Annotated in this window: 16 protein-coding genes; 10 read left to right on the top strand and 6 right to left on the bottom strand. The window is 66.9% G+C overall.

Going from position 1 to position 20656, the window contains the following annotated elements:
- The first annotated feature begins 61 nt into the window (after positions 1-61).
- A complete protein-coding gene (locus CRT60_RS22245) occupies positions 62-1483 on the top strand; it encodes an HD-GYP domain-containing protein (RefSeq protein WP_244592695.1) in 1422 nt (473 codons plus the stop codon).
- Positions 1484-1489: 6 nt separating this feature from the next.
- Here the strand turns inward: CRT60_RS22245 and CRT60_RS22250 are convergent, their stop codons facing one another.
- Entirely contained in the window at positions 1490-2122 is a 633-nt protein-coding gene (locus CRT60_RS22250; protein ID WP_098738680.1) for a TetR/AcrR family transcriptional regulator, read from the bottom strand.
- A gap of 90 nt (positions 2123-2212) precedes the next feature.
- Between CRT60_RS22250 and CRT60_RS22255 the strand changes: the two genes are divergently transcribed.
- The gene (locus tag CRT60_RS22255) at positions 2213-3331 is read left to right on the top strand and encodes an efflux RND transporter periplasmic adaptor subunit (RefSeq protein WP_098738681.1); all 1119 of its coding nucleotides are present in this window, start codon (positions 2213-2215) and stop codon (positions 3329-3331) included.
- Complete coding sequence (locus CRT60_RS22260; protein ID WP_098738682.1) at positions 3328-6450, top strand: efflux RND transporter permease subunit; 3123 nt, start codon at positions 3328-3330, stop codon at positions 6448-6450. The genes CRT60_RS22255 and CRT60_RS22260 overlap by 4 nt, the downstream gene beginning before the upstream one ends.
- Before the next feature lie 170 nt (positions 6451-6620).
- Here CRT60_RS22260 and CRT60_RS22265 read toward each other — a convergent pair whose 3' ends face one another.
- The 5 genes from CRT60_RS22265 to CRT60_RS22285 all read right to left on the bottom strand — a co-directional run bounded on the left by CRT60_RS22265 (position 6621) and on the right by CRT60_RS22285 (position 13128).
- Positions 6621-7775, bottom strand: coding sequence for an acyltransferase family protein (locus tag CRT60_RS22265; protein ID WP_098738683.1), 1155 nt, complete (start codon positions 7773-7775; stop codon positions 6621-6623).
- Positions 7776-8041: 266 nt separating this feature from the next.
- Entirely contained in the window at positions 8042-9544 is a 1503-nt protein-coding gene (locus CRT60_RS22270; RefSeq protein WP_098738684.1) for a sodium:proton antiporter, read from the bottom strand.
- Positions 9545-9658: 114 nt separating this feature from the next.
- The gene (locus CRT60_RS22275) at positions 9659-10036 is read right to left on the bottom strand and encodes a DUF1850 domain-containing protein (protein ID WP_098738685.1); all 378 of its coding nucleotides are present in this window, start codon (positions 10034-10036) and stop codon (positions 9659-9661) included.
- 1 nt (position 10037) lies between these two features.
- Positions 10038-12128, bottom strand: coding sequence for a TRAP transporter permease (locus CRT60_RS22280; protein ID WP_098738796.1), 2091 nt, complete (start codon positions 12126-12128; stop codon positions 10038-10040).
- A gap of 25 nt (positions 12129-12153) precedes the next feature.
- Positions 12154-13128, bottom strand: coding sequence for a TAXI family TRAP transporter solute-binding subunit (locus CRT60_RS22285; RefSeq protein ID WP_098738686.1), 975 nt, complete (start codon positions 13126-13128; stop codon positions 12154-12156).
- 346 nt (positions 13129-13474) lie between these two features.
- Between CRT60_RS22285 and CRT60_RS22290 the strand changes: the two genes are divergently transcribed.
- The 7 genes from CRT60_RS22290 (at position 13475) to CRT60_RS22320 (ending at position 20637) form a co-directional block, all read left to right on the top strand.
- The gene (locus tag CRT60_RS22290; protein WP_098738687.1) at positions 13475-13975 is read left to right on the top strand and encodes a (2Fe-2S)-binding protein; all 501 of its coding nucleotides are present in this window, start codon (positions 13475-13477) and stop codon (positions 13973-13975) included.
- A 79-nt stretch (positions 13976-14054) separates the two neighbouring features.
- Positions 14055-16445 (top strand): xanthine dehydrogenase family protein molybdopterin-binding subunit, encoded by a 2391-nt coding sequence (locus CRT60_RS22295; protein WP_098738688.1) that lies wholly within the window; start codon positions 14055-14057, stop codon positions 16443-16445.
- 28 nt (positions 16446-16473) lie between these two features.
- Positions 16474-17265, top strand: a complete 792-nt coding sequence (locus CRT60_RS22300; RefSeq protein WP_098738689.1) for an FAD binding domain-containing protein — start codon at positions 16474-16476, stop codon at positions 17263-17265.
- Between the two features lie 187 nt (positions 17266-17452).
- Positions 17453-18376 (top strand): AAA family ATPase, encoded by a 924-nt coding sequence (locus CRT60_RS22305; protein ID WP_098738690.1) that lies wholly within the window; start codon positions 17453-17455, stop codon positions 18374-18376.
- Between the two features lie 7 nt (positions 18377-18383).
- Positions 18384-19598, top strand: a complete 1215-nt coding sequence (locus CRT60_RS22310; RefSeq protein ID WP_098738691.1) for a vWA domain-containing protein — start codon at positions 18384-18386, stop codon at positions 19596-19598.
- Positions 19595-19924, top strand: coding sequence for an XdhC family protein (locus tag CRT60_RS22315; RefSeq protein ID WP_204562060.1), 330 nt, complete (start codon positions 19595-19597; stop codon positions 19922-19924). Before CRT60_RS22310 ends, CRT60_RS22315 begins: the two co-directional genes overlap by 4 nt.
- Entirely contained in the window at positions 19921-20637 is a 717-nt protein-coding gene (locus tag CRT60_RS22320) for an XdhC family protein (protein WP_098738692.1), read from the top strand. Before CRT60_RS22315 ends, CRT60_RS22320 begins: the two co-directional genes overlap by 4 nt.
- Positions 20638-20656 lie beyond the last annotated feature (19 nt).

The following is a 20656-nucleotide window of genomic DNA, read 5'->3' on the forward strand; positions in this document are numbered from 1 at the left end:
ATCGGCATCGTCCAGATCGGCCTGCCTTGCGACCTGGATATGCTGCAAACGGATTATGGCGATGAGCGCGCAGACAGAGACGCTGCAGACAGGAAAGTTGCGGACGGGCATGACGATGACGGCAAAGGGCGAGCGGCGGCGTCTCAGCCTGCTTTTCAGAACAGTGCCCGACCGCCATTCCGACGTGGCGGCGATGCGCCTGCCCACCCCCGGCACGGTTCTGCTGCGTTTGGCCGGCATTGCCCTGTTCCTGGCGCTCGCGGTCGGCGGCATCGCCTTTCTGGTCGAAGTCGAGATTGCCGATAACCGGGTGGTCGAACTGGCGCGGGAAGAATCGGCGGCGTTTCTCACCGAAACCCGCACATCGCTGGCCGCCGGCGCCGCCGATTCCGATCTGGAGGCGTCGCTGCAACATTTCATGGCCAGCCGCAACGGACTGCGCCTGAACCATGGTGACGGCCGCTTCATCGTCGCGGAGCTTTACAGCCCGGAACAGCGGAAGACGGCCGAATACATCGCGGCCGGGGCGGAATGGGCGGAACAGCGGATGTCCGCCTCCCGGCATGGCTTCCCCACCGACGGGGATTCCATTTACGACCGCTTCACGATGGATGGACAGATCTTCATCCAGACGATGGAACCGCTGCTCGATTCCGACGGCCGGCTGCTCGGTTATTTCGAAAGCGTTTTCCAGCTTTCATCCCGCCGGTCCAATGAGATCCTGCGCGACACCGCGACCGTCGTCGCCGTTTCCTCGCTGTCGGTTCTTGTGACCGCGCTCGTCCTCCTGCCGATCTTCAGCTCCTACAACCGGGGCATCCTGCGGCTGTCGCGCGGCCTGCTCGATGCCAACATCGGCATGCTGAGCGCGCTGGGCAGCGCGATCGCCAAGCGCGACAGCGACACCAACGCCCACAATTACCGGGTGACGGTCCTGGCCATCCGCCTGGCCGAGGCGCTGGGGGTGGAGGACGCGGCGATCCGCAAGCTGGTGAAGGGCGCCTTCCTGCACGATGTCGGCAAGATCGCCATTCCCGACAGCATCCTGCTGAAACCCGGCAAGCTGGATGCCGAGGAGTTCGCGGTGATGAAGACCCATGTCGTCCATGGGCTGGACATCGTCGGCTCGTCCGACTGGCTGGCCGACGCTGCCGACGTGGTCGGCGGCCATCACGAGAAATTCGACGGGTCGGGCTATCCCAACGGTCTGACGGGAGAGGCGATCCCGATTGCCGCCCGCATCTTCGCCGTCGCCGACGTGTTCGACGCGCTGACCTCGCGCCGCCCCTACAAGGAGCCGATGTCCTACGCCGCGACCATGGACATTCTGGCCGAGGGTGCCGGCCGGCATTTCGACCCGGCGGTGCTCGCCCGCTTCACCGCCATCGCCGCCGGCCTGCATGAACGGCTGACCGCCCTTGGCGACGATGGGGTACGGGACGAACTGCGCTTGCTGGTGACGCGCTATTTCAAGTTGGCGTAAACAAAGTCACGCGGCGAGTCCGCGCAGGAACAGGTCCACCGCCTTGTCGACGAAGGCATGGCGCTCCTCCTCCGTCGGCGTGGGGCAAAGGCCGAGTACAAGCTGGCAATAGGCGCCCCCCTGCATGGCGCCCAGGAACTGCCGGGCGACGAAGGTCGGATCGTCGGTGACGATCACGCCGCGGTCGTTCAACCGGGTGAACAGGGCGACGAAATTGGCGATCCCCTGCTCCGGCCCAGCCTGGAAATAGAGCCGGGCGGCGACCGGCATCCGCGTCGCCTCGCCGACCACCGCCTGATGGACACGGATCGCCGCGTCCGACCACAGCAGGTCGGTGAAGCGGCGGCCGACCTGGATCAGGACGTCGCGCAACGGCATCCCGTCGAACATGTCCGGCGCGAAACGCAGGCCGCGCCGCTCGCACTCGGCGGAGATCACCGCGGTGTAAAGCTCTTCCTTAGACGGAAAGCGGGTATAGAGCGTCGTCTTGGACACCCGAGCCTGTTGCGCGACCTGATCCATCGACGCGGCGGCGTAGCCGAGTTCCAGGAACACCTCCCGCGCGGCGGCGACGATCTGTTCCGCCTTCGCGTCGAGCGACGGGGCGGGATGGGACGCTTTCTGCTCCGATGACTGCACTGAACTGTACCGTTCACTCTTGACGTTGGCTGGGGGCCGGAGTAGGACGGTAACAGTACGATACAGTCCAGTCCAGTGGGGAGACGTGGTATGGCCCTGTTCCGCGAAAGGCGGCTTGCGTCCGCCGTCATGGCGACAACGGCGCTTCTGACGGTGGTGGGCCTGCTTGCCGGCTGCAACGAAACGCAGTCCGCCTCCACCCCGGCGGAAGCAGAGGTGCGGCCGGTCCGCGTCGCCACCGTCACGCTGGAACCGCTGGTCGACAGCGTGCGCTACCCGGCGGTGATCCGCCCACGGGTGGAGGCCGATGTCGGCTTCCGCGTCGGCGGCAAGGTGACCGCCCGGCTCGTGGAGGTCGGCACCCGCATCGAACCCGGCATGCCGCTGGCCCGCCTCGACCCCACCGATCTTCAATTGCAGATCCGCGCATCGCAGGCTCAGCTCGCCTCGGCCAAGGCCGATGCCGCCAACGCCCGCAGCGATTTCCAGCGCTACGCCAGCCTGCGCCAGGGCGAATGGACCACGCGCCAGGAATACGACCGCCGCAAGACCACGCTGGACAAGGCGGAGTCGAAGGTGCGCGAGGTCGAGGCGCAGTTGCGCGTCCTCGACAACTCCGCCCAATATGCCACGCTGGTGGCGGACGAGGCCGGCATCGTCACCGCGACGCTGATCGAGCCGGGACAGGTCGTCGCATCCGGACAGACCGCCCTGCGCATCGCCCGGCTGGGCAGCCTGGAGGCGGTGGCGAACATCCCCGAGCAAAGCGTCGCCGCCCTGCCCCGCCAGAAACTGGCGGTGGAGCTGTGGTCGCATCCGGGCCAAAGCATCGCCGGCAGCCTGCGCGAGGTCTCGCCCAGCGCCGACGCCAACACCCGGACCTTCCAGGCGAAGATCAAGCTGACCGAACCGCCGCCCACCGTCCAACTCGGCATGACCGCGACCGTCATCGCCGCCGCCGACCATGGCGCGCCCGTCGCCCGCCTGCCGCTGAGCGCTTTGGCACAGCGGGAGCAGAAGCCGGCGGTTTGGGTGTTGTCCGCGCCGGATGACCGGCTGGAGCTGCGCCCCGTCACCGTCGCCGCCTATGCCGGCGACCTCGCGCTGATCGGCGGCGGGCTGAAGGACGGCGAGCGCGTCGTCACCGCCGGGGTGCACAAGCTCGACGCCGGCCAGAAGGTCCGCGTCTGGACGGAGCCGGCGCGATGAACCACTCCCGCATGAATCTGTCGGCCTGGGCGCTGGCCCACCGCACGCTGGTGCTGTTCATGATGCTCGCCAGCGTCCTGGCGGGTGCGCTGGCCTACAAGACCCTGGGCCGGGCGGAGGATCCGTCCTTCACCTTCAAGGTAATGGTGGTGCGCACCCAATGGCCGGGCGCCACCGCGCGCGAGGTCGAACAGTTCGTCACCGACCGCATCGAGAAGAAGCTGGAGGAGGTGCCCTACTACGACGTCGCCCGCAGCTATTCCAAGCCCGGCGAGTCGGTTATCTTCGTCCAGCTGAAGGATTCCACCCCGCCCAGGCTGGTGGCGGATTTGTGGTATCAGGTGCGCAAGAAGATCGGCGACATCCGTTACACCCTGCCCGACGGCGTGGTCGGCCCCTTCTTCAATGACGAATTCGGCGACGTCTATTCCGGCATCTACGCCTTCATGGGCGAGAATTTCACCCCTGCCCAGCTGAAGAAGGTGGCCGAACAGGCCCGCGCCCGCCTGCTGAAACTGCCGGGTGTCGAGAAGATCGACCTGATCGCCCCGCAGGAAGAGCGCGTCTATGTCGAGATCTCCAGCCAGCGGCTCGCCAGCTTCGGTCTACCGGTCGATTCGGTGATCCAGGCACTCCAGCGCGAGAACGCCATCGCCGCGTCGGGCGACGTCGATACCGGATCGCAGCGCGTCTATGTCCGCCTCGACCTCGGCCTCGACACCGCGGCGGCGGTGCGCGCGATCCCGGTGGAGAGCGGCGGCCGGCTGCTGACCATCGGCGACGTGGCGGATGTCAAGCGCGGCTATGTCGAACCGCGGCGCTACACCCTGCGCTACAACGGCCGCGACGCCATCGGTCTGGGCGTGGTCATGGCGAAGGGCGGCAACGTCCTGAAGCTGGGAGAACAGCTCGACGCCGCGATGGAGAAGGTCCGCGCCGAACTGCCGGTCGGGCTGGAGGTGGCGCAGGTCGCCGACCAGCCGAAGGTGGTCGAACATTCCGTCGGCGAATTCACCGAATCGCTGGCCGAAGCGCTGGGCATCGTCATCCTGGTCAGTCTCGTCAGCCTGGGCTGGCGCACCGGCATCGTCGTGGCGCTGGCGGTGCCGCTGGTGCTGGCGATGACGCTGGTGGCGATGCAAATCCTGCACATCGATTTGCAGCGCATTTCGCTGGGCGCCCTCATCATCGCGCTCGGACTGCTGGTGGACGACGCCATCATCGCGGTTGAGATGATGGTGGTGAAGATGGAACAGGGCTGGGACAGGCTGAAGGCCGGTGCCTTCGCCTACACCTCCACCGCCTTCCCGATGCTGAGCGGCACCATCGTCACCGCCGCCGGCTTCGTGCCGGTCGGCTTCGCGGCCTCGGCCGCCGGCGAATACACCAATTCGATCTTCTGGGTGGTGGCGCTGTCGCTGCTGCTGTCCTGGGTGGTGGCGGTGATCTTCACCCCCTATCTTGGCTGGCTGCTGTTGCCCAAGCCCAAGCATGTGGTGCCGGACGGGCACGAGCTGGACATCTACGACACCCGCGCCTACCGCATCCTGCGCGGCATGATCGAGGCCTGCGTGCGGGCGCGCTGGGCCACCATCGGCGTGACGGTGGCGGCCTTCGTCACAGCGCTGGTCGGCTTCGGCCATGTCCAGCAGCAGTTCTTCCCGTCGGCCAGCCGGCCGGAACTGCTGATCGACGTCCGGCTCGCCGAAGGCTCCTCCTTCGAGGCGACGGCCGCCGAAGTGAAGCGGATGGAGGCGGTGCTGGCCAAGGACCCGGACGTCGATTACTGGGTCGCCTACACCGGCGGCGGGTCGCCGCGCTTCTACCTGCCGCTCGACCAGCAGCTGGAAACCGCCAACTTCGCCCAGTTCATGGTGATGACCAAGGGGTTGGAGGAGCGCGAGCATTTCATGCAGCGGCTGGAGCCGACTTTGGAGTCCGACTTCCCGGCCGCCCGCGTCCGCATCGGCCGCTTGGAAAACGGCCCGCCGGTCGGCTACCCGGTACAGTTCCGCGTCACCGGCGAGGACCCGGCGACCATCCGCAAGATCGCCTATCAGGTGCGCGACACCATGCGCGCCCACCCCAACACCGCCAACGTCCATCTGGATTGGGACGAGCTGTCCAAGCGCGTCCGGCTTGAGGTTGACACCGCCAAGGCCCGCGCGCTGGGCGTGTCGAAGCAGGATCTGTCCAACGCCCTGCAATTGCTGCTGAACGGCATGTCCGTCACCCAGTACCGGGAGGGCACGGAACTGATCGGCGTCCTGCTGCGCACCACGCCGGAGGAGCGGATGGACCTCTCCCGCCTGGGCGAGCTGAACATCCGCACCAGCCGCGGCACCACCGTGCCGCTCAGCCAGGTCGCCACCGTGCGCTACGAGCTGGAGGAACCGGTGCTGTGGCGCCGGGCGCGCGAGACGACGATGACGGTCAAGGGCGACGTGACCGGCGGCTTGCAGGCCCCGGTGGTCAGCACCCAGCTGAACGGCCAGTTCGATGCCCTGCGCGCCACCCTGCCCGACGGCTATGCCATCGCCATGGGCGGCGCCATCGAGGAGAGCGCCAAGGGGCAGGACTCGATCAACGCCATGATGCCGGTGATGCTGCTGATCATGGTCACCACGCTGATGCTGCAATTGCAGAGCTTCTCGCGCGTGTTCATGGTCCTGCTGACCGCTCCGCTGGGTCTGATCGGCGTCACCGCCTCGCTTCTGCTGTTCAACCTGCCCTTCGGCTTCGTCGCCATGCTGGGCGTCATCGCGCTGGCCGGCATCATCATGCGCAACTCGGTCATCCTGGTCGACCAGATCGAGCAGGACATCCGCAGCGGTCGCTCACGCTGGGAGAGCATCGTCGAGGCGACGGTGCGCCGCGCCCGCCCCATCGCCCTGACGGCGGCCGCCGCGATCCTCGCCATGATCCCGCTGACGCAGAGCGTGTTCTGGGGCCCGATGGCGGTCGCCATCATGGGCGGTCTGGCCGGCGCCACCGTGCTGACGATCTTCTTCCTGCCGGCCCTCTACGCGGCATGGTTCCGCGTGCCCCGGCCGGAGCGGGAGGAGGTGGAGGACAGCGGCCTGGGAGGCGCGCTGCCGAAGCCGGCGTTGGGGGATTGATGCCCTACTCTTTTGCTCAAGCTTGACCGCGGTCAAGGGGGGGATGCGTCATCCGTGACAGGGTGCCGCCACAATCGATCTCCCGATTGCATCATCACTACTGATGATCCTCTTTCGTACTGTGCCTTTGCGCCCGGCGGCCTCAGCCTCCGGGCGCATTTTTTTGGGCGTCAGTTCGCCCGCCTGCCTGCCGTCGCCAGCGTCAGCCGGCCGAAGCTCGGGCCCTCCCGCAGAAGGCGCCGGCCGCCGACCTCGATCCGGCGATAGGCCGGGCCGGCCATCAGCAGGCAGGCCGTGACCATCGCCAGCATGAGGGCCATCGACCAGTTGCCCGGCAGCGCCTTGCGGTCATGAATGCCGAGCCCCAGCCCCAGCAGCCGCGTGGTGGCATATTCGACGAAGCCGTGGATCAGGTAGAGCGAATAGGACACGTCGCCCAGCCAGACCAGCGGCCGGACATTCAGCATGCCTGCGGCCCGGCCATGGTTGGCGACGGCCGCCAGGATCAGCAGGGCGAACAGGAGCACGGCCAGCAGGTCCGGCCCGCCGGTGTGCAGAAGCAGCAGGATCGCCACCACCACACCGGCCATCGTCAGGTCGTTCGACAGCACCGACGCGGCAAGCCCGCTGCGGAAGGCGCTATAAAGCAGCGTGCCCAGCAGGAATTCCGGCAGGCAGCGCAGCAGGGTCTGCGGCCCGTCCCACTGGTTCAGATTGTCCTGCGTCGTCCAGGCCAGCGCAAAGAGCGTCGCCAGCGCACCGACTGCCAGCAGGGCCTGCGTCCGGCCGCTCGACCGCCAGACCCAGGGCAGCGCGAAGGGGAAGACCAGATAGGCCATGAATTCCAGGCTGATCGACCAGGCCGGGTAATTCCAGCTCAGCATGCTGGCATAGAGGCCCTGGAGCATGAACAGGTTGGCGACCAGGGCCCAGACCGATTCAGCCCCTTTCAGCGGGATTGCCGGGAAACTGCCGGTGGCGGCGTACTCCACCGCGCGGACGGCCAGCGCCGTCGCCACGAACAGCAGCAGGACCGCCAGATGCAGCGGATAGAGCCGGGCGATGCGCGCCCGCAGGAAGCTCCAATATTTGTCGCCGACCTTGTCCGTGAAGGTGCCGTGATAGACATGCGTCAGCACGAAGCCGCTGAGCATGAAGAACAGATCGACGGCCAGATAGCCTTTCTGCACCAGATGCGTGTAGCTGTCCGGGTGCAGGTTGGGGAAATACTGGAAGCTGTAGTGGTACAGCACCACCCACAAGGCCGCGATGCCGCGCAGCGGGGTTAGGGAATGGAGGTGGCCGGGGTTGGTCTGCGTGCTCATGGCGCAGGCTCCGGCCGCTCAGACCGATGGAACCTGCCCCGCCGATGGGACTTGGTCCGAGCGGGATTGCCTGGGCGCGGTCATCGGCCGCCCCGCCTTGAAGCCCGCACCCATGTTCCAGCCGAGACCCTTCGAAACCACGTCACCCTCCAGCCGTTACGCCGCGCGAGACCCGTCCGATGTCGGACGGAAAGGCGGCCCCAGTGCGGGTTAACGGCGGAGGTGGCGATTGGTTTCGTTGCGGGCTGTTACAAGATTGAGGACCGTTACAGGAAGAAGACCAGCGTGGTCAGCCCCAGCAACGGCACCAAGATGCCGAAGGACCAAGCCATATAACCGAAGAAGCTGGGCATGGCGACGCCGCGCTCCTCGGCAATCGCCTTGACCATGAAGTTGGGAGCGTTGCCGATATAGCTGTTGGCACCCATGAACACCGCACCGGCCGAGATCGCGGTCAGCGTCAGCGACAGATCCGTCATCAGCACCTTCGCGTCGCCGCCGGCGGTGTTGAAGAAGATCAGGTAGGTCGGCGCATTGTCCAAGAAGCTGGACAGGATGCCGGTGGCCCAGAAATAGGCGGCGGGGTTCGGCTTGCCGCCCTCGTTCACCGCGGAGATGATGGCGCCCAGCGCGCCATCGGTGCCGGCTTTCAGGATGGCGATGGCCGGGATGATGGTCAGGAAGATGGCGGCGAACAGCTTCGCCACCTCCAGGATCGGCCCCCAGTTGAAGCCGTTCAGGCGGCGGCTCTGCTTGCTGGTCAGCGCCAGCGACAGGCCGGTGATGCCCAGCAGCAGCAGGTTCGACACGATGGTTTCCAGCGACACCGTCACATGATACAGCGTGACGCCCGTCCCCGGATGCCAGATGCCGCTGAGCAGCACCGCGCCGACGATGGCGACCAGCAGCAGCAGGTTGACGCTGCCCTCGATGCGGATCGGTTCGCGCTCGTGCACGCCCTCGATCAGCGGGTGCTTGCCGGGATCGCGGGTGTGCAGGACAAGGTCGAGGACGAAGTAGATGACCAGCAGCAGGGCGGACAGAAAGGCCATCGGCGCCAGCAGATGGACGGTCGGCCAGAAGAAATCGACGCCCTTCAGGAAGCCCAGGAACAGCGGCGGATCGCCCAGCGGGGTCAGCGACCCGCCGACATTCGACACCAAGAAGATGAAGAAGACGACCGTGTGGACCTTGTGGCGCCGATGTTCGTTCGCGCGCAGCAGCGGGCGGATCAGCAGCATCGAGGCGCCGGTGGTCCCCATCAGGCTGGCAAGCACAGTGCCCAGCGCCAGCCCGACCGTGTTGGCCATCGGCGTCCCCACCAGCGACCCGGTCAGCCGCACACCCCCCGCAACCGTGAACAGCGCGGTCAGCAGAACGATGAAGGGGATATATTCCAGCAGCACCGTGTGCAGCAGTTCGTAGGTGGCGAGGTCGACCCCGAAGGTCGCGGCGAAGGGGACCAGAAAGGCCAGGGCCCAGACCGCCGAAATCTTGCCGAAATGATGGTGCCAGACCATCGGCGCCAGCAGCGGGAACAGCGCGATCGACAGCAGGATCCCGGCGAAGGGCACGACCCACGCCGCACTCAGCAGCCGTCCGTCCAGATGCGGCACGCCGGCATGGGCGGCCTCAGCCGCCACCTCGGCGGCTTGCACCCCATGCGCGCCCAGCAGCACGCCGCCGACGGCGAGCGCCGCCCAGAGGAAGGCCGACAGAGTGGTCGGGAGGATGGACGGGCGCCGTCGGTGCGTTTGAGAATTGATCATCGGTCCGGAAAGTAGGCTGGCGAAAGGAACGGGATTATGCGGATTGACGCAGCGTAAGCCAAGCCGGAAGGGGCGGCGGCGACACGAACTTTCGTATGCGAGTATGCGCCGGCCCTATGGGCAGGCCCGCAGCGTGATTGCCCGGTCCGCCATCCCCGTCCAGCCGGACAGCGGCCGACACTCGCCGCCCGCGCACAGCCGATGCTCGCCGGTGAATCCCGATGCAGCCAGCGTAACGCTGTCCTGCGGCGGCAGCCCCGGCGTCCAGACCATCCAGCCATCGGCGGTCGTCCGGGCATCCGGGCCGGGCTCCATGCCCGCACCGGCGCCACGGATGCGCGCCTCCACCAGACGCAAGCGTCCTGCATCTATGTTCCACTGCTCCCGCCACTCCGTCTTCTCGATGGAGTGGGTCCAGGACAGGCTGAACTCGGTCCCCGGCAGCGACGCCAGCAGCGCGCCGCCAAGAGCGAACAGGCAGAGACCGCCCACCTCAAGCCGCAGCGGCGGTCGGCACGCTCCGGCGCCGGTGCTGCCATAGCAGGAACAGGCCGGTCATGACGAAGGCGGCCTCGTCGGTCAACGGCAGAGCCACGATGAACAGGAAGGACGCCGCCGCGGCATAGAGCCGGGCGAGCAGCGACAGCGGCGTCCAGAAGAAGCCGATGGTGGCGGCCCCCCACAGGGCGATGGCGACACAGGCCTTGACGAACACATAGGCCACCGCCAGCCAGCTTCCGCCTTGCAGAACCAGCGCCGGGTCGTAGACGGCCATGAAAGGCACGACATAGCCCGCCATCGCCACCCGCGTCGCGATCCAGCCGATCTCCATATGGTCGGCCTTGCAGATCGACGAGGCCGCCAGCGCCGCCAGGGCGACCGGCGGGGTCAGGTCGGCCATGATGCCGAAATAGAAGACGAACATGTGGCTGACCATCAGCGGCACGCCCATGGTCAGCAGGGCCGGCGCCGCAATCGACGCGGTGATGATGTAGTTGGCCGTCGTCGGCAGGCCGGTGCCCAGCACGATGCAGGCGATCATGGTCAGCACCAGCGCCGCCAGCAGGTTGCCACCCGACCAGTCGACGATGGTCGAGGCGAAGCTGGAGGCAAGCCCCGTCAGCGTCATCATGCCGATCAACACGCCGACCAGCGCACAGGCGACGCCGACGCCGACCGCGTTCTTGGCGCCGTCGGCGATGCTGTTCACCACCAGCGTAAGCGTCTCCCGGCCGCCCTTGAACAGCAGGCAGGGGATGATGAGCAGCACGACCATGGTGAAGGCCAGATGCTCGGTCCGGAACCCCAGCTTCCACAGTCCGGCGGCGACAAGACCGACCGCAACCCAGAAGGCGACGCGCAACGCCATCGGTCCGATGGTGCCGACGATGGTGGTGCCGAGGATCAGCGCCGCGGTCGCCGCGATACCGATCACCCCGGCGAACAGCGGTGTGAAGCCGGAGAACAGCAGATAGACCAGCGCCGCCAGCGGCAGGATCAGGTACCAGCCCTCCACCACGGCGCGGAGCGCGCTGGGGCATTGGTCCTTGGGCAGGCCGACGAGGTTGCGCATCCCCGCTTCCAGATGGACCATCCAGAAGGCACTGCCGAAATAGAGGATCGCCGGGATCGCCGCGGCGATGGCGACCTCGCTGTAGGGCACGCCGATGGTCTCCGCCATGATGAAGGCCGCTGCCCCCATCACCGGCGGCATCAGCTGCCCGCCCATGCTGGCCGTCGCCTCCACAGCACCGGCAAAGGCGGGACGGTAGCCGAAGCGCATCATCAGCGGGATGGTGAACTGCCCGGTGGTCAGCACGTTGGCGACGCCAGACCCGTTGATGGTGCCCATCAGGCCGGACGAGATCACCGCCACCTTCGCCGGCCCGCCCTTGGCATGACCGACGAGACCGAGCGACACGTCGTTGAACAGCTTGATCATGCCGGCGCGCTCAAGGAAGGCGCCGAACAGGATGAACAGGAAGATGTAGCTGGCCGACACGAAGGTCGGCGTGCCGTAAAGCCCCTCCGTCGACAGGTAGAGATTGTCGATCACCTGATCGAGGTCGTAACCGCGGTGGGCGAGCCCGAAGGGCAGATGGCGGCCGAACAGGGCATAGGGGATGAAGACGCCGCACATGATCGGCAGCGCCAGCCCCATGATGCGCCGCGCCGCCTCGAACACCAGCGCCACCGCGATGGTGCCGACGATCAGGTCGGTGGTGTTGGGGTCGCCCGCCCGCTGGATCAGGTCGACCTCGAACACGTAATGATAGAGGCCGACGCCAAAGGCGGTCAGGCCCAGCAGCCAGTCGTACCAGGGAACCCGCCTGCGCTCCGCCGTCTGGCGAAAGCCGAACAGGGTGAAGGTCATCAGCAGCAGGAAACCGACATGGACCGCCCGTACCACCATGGTGGAAACCGGGTTGAAGGCGGCGGTCCAGATCTGGAAGGCGGAGAAGGCGACGGCGATGGCGAAGACCGCCCGCCCGTCGAACCCTTCGAATGCGGCCACCGTCGCCGGATTTTCCCGGTCGATGGCCTGACGGATCTCGGAGTCCGCCTGATTTTTGTTTGCGCTCACCACGGCTTCTCCGCCCATCGGTTTTTTACATCAGGCCCTTTTCCTTGAAGTACTTGATGGCGCCCGGATGCAGCGGCACCGGCGACTGGGTGGCGGTCTGGTCGAGCTTGATCTGCTTGGCGGCGACATGGGCGGCGGCCAGCGCGTCGAGATTCTCGAACAGCGTCTTCGTCATCGCATAGGCGGCATCGTCCGACACGCCGGAATGGCTGACGAGGAGGTTGCGCACGGCGGCGGTCGGCACGGCTTCCGTCTGGCCCGGATAGGTGCCGGCCGGGATCGTTTCGGCGATGTAGGCGGCGTCGCCGACCTTTTGCACCAGCTCGGCCGGAATGCTGACGACGGTGATCTCCTGGGACGAGGACAGATCCTTGATCGCCGCCACGCCGAGGCCGGCGGAAATCAGCGTCGCGTCCAACTGGCGGTTCTTGATCAGGTCGACCGACTCGCCGAAGGGCAGATACTCGGTCTTGGCGAAATCCTTGTAGGCCAGTCCGGCGGCGCCGAAGATGGCCCGCGCGTTCAGCTCCGTCCCCGACTTCGGCGCGCCGACCGACACCCGCTTGCCCTTCAGGTCGGCCAGCGTCTTGATGCCCGATTCCTTGGCGGCGACGACCTGGATGTAGTTGGGATAGATGGCGGCGATGGTGCGCAGCTTGTCCAGCTTCTGCTTGAAGCCGACCTCCTCGTTGCCTTTCCAGGCATCGCTCAGCGAATCGCCCAGGGTGAAGCCGATCTCGCCGCGGCCGGCCTGGAGCAGGTTCAGGTTCTCGACCGACGCCTTGGTCGCCTGCGCCGTCACCTTCGCGCCCGGCAGCGCCTTGCCGTACACGTTGGAAAGCGCCACGCCCAGCGGGTAATAGACGCCGCTGGTGCCGCCGGTCAGAACGGTGATGAAGGCCTCCGCCTGCGCCGGAAGTGCGGCGAAGCCAAGACCGAGACCGAAGCCCGCGGCCGTGCACAGGGCCAGGACGCGACGCTTCACAGATGGGCGATTCATGGTGGCTCTCCCCGTCATCATTGCCGTGCCCGGATCGTTGCCGGGCGGATTTATTTTGGGCCCACAGAGCGTGGGCAGCCCCAACCCACTGTAACGCGCCACAAAATTGCGCGCCAGTACGTACAATCCGACATAACGATGGTTGCAATGCCATTCTTTCGGCCAAGCCATGCACAGGCTCCTTGACCTCGAAGGGCAGACACCCCCTATCCTTGTGGCACAAGACCGCCGACCGAAGCGGACATCCCCATGGCTTCGGCCGACGGCGCGTCAATCGACAGTGATAAGTCCCAACTGCACGCCATACGACTGCAAGCCAGACTTTCAGCCAGCGGGAGGAAAACCGATGTCCTGTACCGTTTCGATGACCGTCAATGGCAAGACGGTCTCGCGCGAGGTGGAGGAGCGCACCCTGCTCGTCGCCTTCCTGCGCGAGCATCTTGGCCTGACGGGCACCCATGTCGGCTGCGACACCAGCCAATGCGGCGCCTGCGTCGTTCATGTCGACGGCCGGTCGGTCAAGTCCTGCACCACGCTGGCCGTCCAGGCCAACGGGGCGGACGTCACGACCATCGAAGGTCTGGCGGCGGCCGACGGCACGCTGCACCCGATGCAGGCCGCCTTCCGCGAACATCACGGCCTGCAATGCGGCTTCTGCACACCGGGCATGGTGATGAGCGCGGTCGATCTGGTCCGCGAGAACCCGAGCCCGACCGAAGCCGAAATCCGCGAAGGGCTGGAGGGCAACATCTGCCGCTGCACCGGCTATCACAACATCGTCAAGGCGGTGAAGGCGGGTGCGGAAGCGATGGCCGGTGGACAGGCAACGCCGGTCGCGGCCGAATAAGGGCGAAACGCCCAGAGCAGACAAGATTGCAGTTCAGGCATTTCCGCATCTTCAGCGTTCCTGTGGGAGGAAACACGAGATGGCGAACCCCAATGGCATCGGCGCCTCGGTGCGCCGGCGCGAAGACCAGCGTTTTCTGACCGGCCGCGGCAATTACACCGACGATTTCAAGCGCCTGAACATGACCCATGCGGTCCATGTGCGCTCGCCCTACGCCCATGCCCGCATCCTGGGCATCGACGTCGCGGACGCCCTGGCGATGCCGGGCGTGGTCGCCGTGCTGACCGGGGCCGACATGGAGGCCGACAAGGTCGGCAGCCTGCCCTGCGGCTGGCAGATCCATTCCAAGGACGGCTCGCCGATGAAGGAGCCGCCGCACTACCCGCTGGCGCGCGACCGCGTGCGCTATGTCGGTGACGCGGTGGCGGTGGTGATCGCCGAGACCCGCGAGCAGGCGCGCGACGCCGCCGAGATGGTGGTGGTCGACTACGAGGAACTGCCGGCGGTCGGGTCCTCCACCCGTGCCATCGCCGGCGGTGCGCCGCTGGTCCATGACGATGCGCCGGACAATGTCTGCTACGACTGGCATCTCGGCGACAAGGCCGCGACGGATGCCGCCTTCGCCAACGCAGCCCATGTCGCGAAGATCGATCTGGTCAACCAGCGTCTGGTCCCGAACGCGATGGAACCGCGGGCGGCGATGGGCGAGTACGACCAGTCGAACGGCGAATACACGCTGACCACCACCAGCCAGAACCCGCATGTCACCCGCCTGCTGATGGGCGCCTTCGTGCTGGGCATTCCCGAACACAAGCTGCGGGTGGTGGCCCCCGACGTCGGCGGCGGGTTCGGATCGAAGATCTTCCATTACGGCGAGGAGGCCGTGGTCACCTGGGCGGCGCGCAAGGTCGGCCGGCCGGTGAAATGGACCGCCGACCGCTCGGAAAGCTTCCTGACCGACGCCCATGGCCGCGACCATGTCAGCCACGCCGAGCTGGCGATGGACGCCGACGGCAATTTCCTGGCGCTGCGCGTCTCGACGCTGGCCAATCTCGGTGCCTATCTGTCGACCTTCGCGCCGTCGATCCCGACCTACCTCTACGCCACCCTGCTGGCCGGTCAGTACAAGACCCCGGCGATCTATGCCGAGGTCAAGGCGGTCTTCACCAACACCTCTCCCGTCGATGCCTATCGCGGCGCCGGCCGGCCGGAAGCCTGCTACCTGATCGAGCGGCTGGTGGATGTCGCGGCCGGCGTGATGGGCATGGACAAGACCGAGATCCGCCGCCGCAACTTCGTGCCGAAAGAGGCGATGCCCTACCAGACGCCGGTGGCGCTGCAATACGACACCGGCGACTTCGCCAAGAATCTCGACATCGCCCTGCCGCTGGTCGATTACCCCGGCTTCCAGCAGCGCCGTGCCGAATCGAAGGCGCGCGGCAAGCTGCGCGGCATCGGATTCGCGACCTACATCGAAGCCTGCGGCATCGCCCCCAGCAATGTCGCCGGTGCGCTCGGCGCTCGCGCAGGACTTTATGAATGCGCGGAAGTCCGTTTCCATCCAACGGGTTCGGTGACGGTCTTCACCGGCGCTCACAGCCACGGCCAGGGCCATGAAACCACCTTCGCCCAGATCGTGGCGGAGCGGTTCGGCATCCCGATCGAGAATGTCGAGATCGTCCACGGCGACACCAACAAGATCCCGTTCGGCATGGGCACCTACGGCTCACGCTCGCTCGCGGTCGGCGGCTCGGCCCTGGTGAAGGCGATGGACAAGGTGGAGCGCAAGGCGAAGAAGATCGCCGCCCACATGCTGGAGGCCGCCGAGACCGACATCGAGGTCAAGGAGGGCCGCTTCACCGTCGCCGGCACCGACAAGAGCCTGGGCATCGGCGACATCGCCCTGCAGGCCTACGTCCCGCACAACTTCCCGCTCGACGAGCTGGAGCCGGGACTGGACGAGCAGGCCTTCTACGACCCGAAGAACTTCACTTATCCCAACGGCTGCCATGTCTGCGAGCTGGAGATCGACCCCGACACCGGCGTCACCACCATCGTCAGTTTCGCCGCGGTGGACGATTTCGGCAACGTCATCAACCCGCTGATCGTCGAGGGGCAGGTGCATGGCGGCCTGGTCCAGGGCATCGGGCAGGCGCTGTACGAGAACTGCGTCTATGACGAGGAGTCGGGCCAGCTCGTCACCGGCTCCTACATGGACTATTGCATGCCGCGGGCGGACGATGTCCCATCCTTCACCGTACGCTATCACGAGGACCAGCCCTGCACCCACAACCCGCTGGGCGTGAAAGGCTGCGGCGAGGCCGGGACCATCGGTGCCGCCGCCGCCGTGATGAATGCGGTTGTGGATGCGCTGTCCGACTATGGCGTCACCCACATGGACATGCCGGCGACGCCGGAAAAGGTCTGGCGGACCATCCGCGACGCTGCTCCTGCCATGGCGGCGGAATAAGACGGCCGAAGAAGAAGGAGGCTGGAGAATGTACGCTTTCAACTACCAACGGCCGACATCGCTTGCCGACGCGGCGACCGCCATCCAGGCGGACGAGGCAAAGCTGCTGGGCGGCGGCCAGACCCTGCTGCCGACGCTGAAGCAGCGCCTTGCCCGCCCAACCGACCTGATCGACCTCGGCGCCATTCCGGAGTTGAAGGGCATCCGAGAGGCTGATGGCGGGCTGGAGATCGGCGCCTTCACCCGCCATGCGGAGGTCGCCCATTCCGACCTCGTCAAGCGGGTGATCCCGGCGCTGGCGAGCCTCGCCGAGGGCATCGGCGACCGTCAGGTCCGCAACATGGGCACGATGGGCGGCTCCATCGCCAACGCCGATCCGTCGGCCGACTACCCATCGGCCGTGGTGGCGCTGAAATCGGTGGTGACCACCGACCGCCGGACCATCTCCGGCGACGATTTCTTCACCGGCATGTTCGAAACCGCGCTGGAGCCGGGCGAGATCCTCAAATCGGTCCGCTACTCCCGGCCGGACAAGGCGGCCTACGCCAAGTTCCGCAACCCGGCCAGCCGCTACGCCATCGTTGGCGTCTTCGTCGCGAAGTTCGGCGCCGAGGTGCGGGTGGCGGTGACCGGCGCCGCCGGCTCCGTCTTCCGCGCCGAGGCGTTCGAGACGGCACTGGCCGCCGACTTCCGGCCTGAGGCGCTGAACGGCCTGTCAGTGGAGGCCGACGGCCTGAACGCCGACATCCACGCCAGCGCCGACTATCGCGCCCACCTCGTCACCGTGATGGCGAAGCGTGCGGTGGAGGCGGCGAGGTGATTTAGGTCCCTCTCCCGCCCCGGGAGAGGGAAGGGGCCCAAGCGAAGCTTGGGAAGGGTGAGGGGTCGCACAAGAATTCCGAACCGCAAGGTTGCTTGCCTCACCCCTCACCCTCCCCACCTCCGGTGGGTCCCCTCCCTCTCCCGGGACGGGAGAGGGCATTCCTTGTCAATCTCCAAGGCCTTCCATGACCACAGCCCTTCCCGCCTCCGTCGACGACACGCTGGCGCTTCTCACCCGCGGCAATTACGTCGCGGATCGCTCGCTGGCGACCGCGCTGTTCCTGGCGCTGAAGCTGAAGCGCCCGCTGTTCCTTGAGGGCGAGGCGGGTGTCGGCAAGACGGAGATCGCCAAGGTCCTGTCGGCGACGCTCGGCCGCAAGCTGCTGCGGCTGCAATGCTATGAGGGGCTGGACGCCTCGTCCGCCGTCTATGAGTGGAACTATGCCCGCCAGATGATGGAAATCCGGCTGGCCGAGGCATCCGGCGGGCAGGACCGCGACTCGCTGGCCGCCGACCTGTTTTCCGAGCGCTTCCTGGTCAAGCGCCCGCTGCTCCAGGCGCTGGAACCGGACCTTGCCGGCCCGCCGGTGTTGCTGATCGACGAGCTGGACCGCACCGACGAACCGTTCGAGGCCTATCTGCTGGAAATCCTGTCCGACTATCAGGTCTCGATCCCTGAATTCGGCACAATCCATGCACATGAGCCGCCCATCGTCATCCTCACCTCCAACCGCACGCGCGAGATCCACGACGCGCTGAAACGGCGCTGTTTCTATCATTGGGTCGATTACCCCGGCGCCGCGCGGGAGCGGGAGATCCTGTCGGTCAAGGCGCCGCAGGCCGATGCCCGGCTGGCGGCACAGGTGGTCGGCTTCGTTCAGACCCTGCGCGGCATGGACCTCTACAAGGCGCCGGGCGTTGCCGAGACGCTGGACTGGGCGCAGGCGCTGGTCGAGCTGAACCAGCTGGAGCTGGAGCCCTCCGTCATCAACGACACGTTGGGCACATTGCTGAAATACCAGGACGACATCGCCCGCATCCAGGGCAGCGAGGCAGCGCGCATCCTGACCCAGGTCAAGACCGAGCTGGCCGCCACCACCGCCCGGTGAGGCCGTCATGACGGACGATGCGCCGGCCGGACGCCTCACCCTCAACCTGATGCATTTCGCCCGTGCGTTGCGCGCCGCCGGCCTGCCGGTCGGGCCGGGCAAGGTCTTGCAGGCGGTCGAGGCGGTGGAGGCGGTCGGCCTGTCGAACCGCACCGACTTCTATTGGGCGTTGCACGCCATCTTCGTGAACCGCCACGACCAGAGCGAGCTGTTCGACCAGGCCTTCCACGTCTTCTGGCGCAATCCCGACATCCTGAAGAAGATGATGTCGCTGATGCTGCCCAAGGTGCGGACGGAGGTGCCCGACCAGCCGGAGATGGCGCAACGCCTTGCCGAGGCCCTGCACGGCAGCGGCACCGACCGGGAGGAACCGGAAAAGACGGAGATCGAGATCGACGCCTCCTTTACCGTCTCCGCCGCCGAGCGGCTTCAGGACAAGGATTTCGAGAAGATGACGGGGGAGGAGATGGCCCAGGCCAAGCGTCTGCTCGCCCGTCTCGCCCTGCCGCTGGCGGAGGTCACCACCCGGCGCCACCGGCCCGATCCGGCGGGACCGCGCGTCGATCCACGGGCCACGCTGCGGCGGATGCTGCGCAGCGGCGGCGATCTGTCGGACCTCGCCCGCAAACGCCGCCGCACCCGCCCGCCGCCGCTGGTGGTGCTGTGCGACATCTCCGGTTCGATGACCCGCTATTCGCGGATGCTGCTGCATTTCATGCATGCGGTCACCAACGACCGCGACCGGGTCCACAGCTTCGTCTTCGGCACGCGGCTGACCAACATCACCCGCCACCTGCGGCACAAGGACGTCGATGTGGCGCTGGACGCCGTGTCGGGGGCGGTCGCCGACTGGTCCGGCGGCACACGGATCGGCACCGCTCTGCACGCCTTCAACCGGACCTGGGCACGCCGGGTGCTGGGCCAGGGTGCGGTGGTACTTCTCATTACCGACGGGCTGGACAGGGATGCAGGGGAAGGGCTTGCGGCAGAGGCCGAACGGTTGCACAAAAGCTGTCGGCGGCTCGTCTGGCTGAATCCTTTGTTGCGCTGGGAAGGCTTTGCGCCGAAATCCTCAGGCATCCGGGCGTTGCTGCCGCATGTGGACGATTTTCGTGCGGCCCACAGCCTGAACAGCCTCGCGGATCTGGCCGGCGCCCTGTCGGCAGACGGTCCGCGTCGTAGCCCGGGCTTGCGCCGCTGGTTGAAGGAGGCGGCGGGATGAACGACACCCTGATGGCGGACAACATCGTAGAGCAGGCAGCCGCATGGCGGACAGCCGGCCGCAGGGTGGCCCTGGCGACCGTCGTGTCGACCTGGGGCTCCTCGCCGCGGCCGGTCGGCAGCCAGATGGCGGTCGACGACCGCGGCTCCATGGCCGGTTCCGTGTCCGGCGGCTGCATCGAAAGCGCCGTGGCGCATGAGGCGGTCAAGACGATGGAGGACGGCGAACCGCGTCTGCTGTCCTTCGGCATCACCAACGAAATGGCCTGGGAAGTCGGGCTGGCCTGCGGCGGACAGGTGCAGGTCTATGTCGAGGCCGTGGAATGAAACGCGAAATTCTGGACCGGCTGCTTGCGGCGAAGGCCGACGCAATTCCGGCTGCCCTGGTGACCGATCTTAACAGCGGCCTCCAGACGCTTGTTTTCGAAGACACCGTGCATGGCGGCTTCGGGCTGGAGCCCGACCTGCTGGACGAGGTGCGCCGGCGCATCCGCCAGGATCGTTCCGGCATGCTGGTCGATCCGCAGGACGAGGACGGCTTCCGGCTGTTCGTGCATGTCCACAACCCGGCCATGCGCCTGTTGATCGTCGGCGCCGTGCACATCGCCCAGGCTCTGGCCCCGGTGGCGGCGCTGACCGGATATGACGTGACGGTGATCGACCCGCGCGGCGCCTTCGCGACCGAGGCGCGCTTCCCCGGCGTGAAGCTGAATCATCTGTGGCCGGACGAGGCGCTGGCGGCGCTGAAGCCCGACGTCCGCACCGCGGTGGTCACGCTGACGCACGATCCGAAGCTGGACGACCCGGCGCTGATCGCCGCCCTGCGCTCTCCCGCCTTCTATGTCGGCGCGCTGGGCAGCAAGCGCACCCATGCCCTGCGCCTCGACCGCCTGCGCGACGAGGGGCTGAGCGAGGCCGAGGTGAAGCGGATCCGCGGCCCGGTCGGGCTGTCGATCGGCGCCGTCACCCCGGCGGAAATCGCCATTGCGATCATGGGCCAGATCACCTGCGTGCGGCGGGGCGAGAACCATCCCTGCTGAGGTCTGAGGATCGGGGTGG

Source organism: Azospirillum palustre (genome assembly GCF_002573965.1).
Classification (GTDB): Bacteria; Pseudomonadota; Alphaproteobacteria; order Azospirillales; family Azospirillaceae; genus Azospirillum; species Azospirillum palustre.

Coding starts and splice junctions, on each gene's coding strand:
- CRT60_RS22245 (WP_244592695.1), top strand. CDS start 62: ATGAGCGCGCAGACAGAGACGCTGCAGACAGGAAAGTTGCGGACGGGC.
- CRT60_RS22255 (WP_098738681.1), top strand. CDS start 2,213: ATGGCCCTGTTCCGCGAAAGGCGGCTTGCGTCCGCCGTCATGGCGACA.
- CRT60_RS22260 (WP_098738682.1), top strand. CDS start 3,328: ATGAACCACTCCCGCATGAATCTGTCGGCCTGGGCGCTGGCCCACCGC.
- CRT60_RS22265 (WP_098738683.1), bottom strand. CDS start 7,775: ATGAGCACGCAGACCAACCCCGGCCACCTCCATTCCCTAACCCCGCTG.
- CRT60_RS22270 (WP_098738684.1), bottom strand. CDS start 9,544: ATGATCAATTCTCAAACGCACCGACGGCGCCCGTCCATCCTCCCGACC.
- CRT60_RS22285 (WP_098738686.1), bottom strand. CDS start 13,128: ATGAATCGCCCATCTGTGAAGCGTCGCGTCCTGGCCCTGTGCACGGCC.
- CRT60_RS22290 (WP_098738687.1), top strand. CDS start 13,475: ATGTCCTGTACCGTTTCGATGACCGTCAATGGCAAGACGGTCTCGCGC.
- CRT60_RS22295 (WP_098738688.1), top strand. CDS start 14,055: ATGGCGAACCCCAATGGCATCGGCGCCTCGGTGCGCCGGCGCGAAGAC.
- CRT60_RS22300 (WP_098738689.1), top strand. CDS start 16,474: ATGTACGCTTTCAACTACCAACGGCCGACATCGCTTGCCGACGCGGCG.
- CRT60_RS22305 (WP_098738690.1), top strand. CDS start 17,453: ATGACCACAGCCCTTCCCGCCTCCGTCGACGACACGCTGGCGCTTCTC.
- CRT60_RS22310 (WP_098738691.1), top strand. CDS start 18,384: ATGACGGACGATGCGCCGGCCGGACGCCTCACCCTCAACCTGATGCAT.
- CRT60_RS22315 (WP_204562060.1), top strand. CDS start 19,595: ATGAACGACACCCTGATGGCGGACAACATCGTAGAGCAGGCAGCCGCA.
- CRT60_RS22320 (WP_098738692.1), top strand. CDS start 19,921: ATGAAACGCGAAATTCTGGACCGGCTGCTTGCGGCGAAGGCCGACGCA.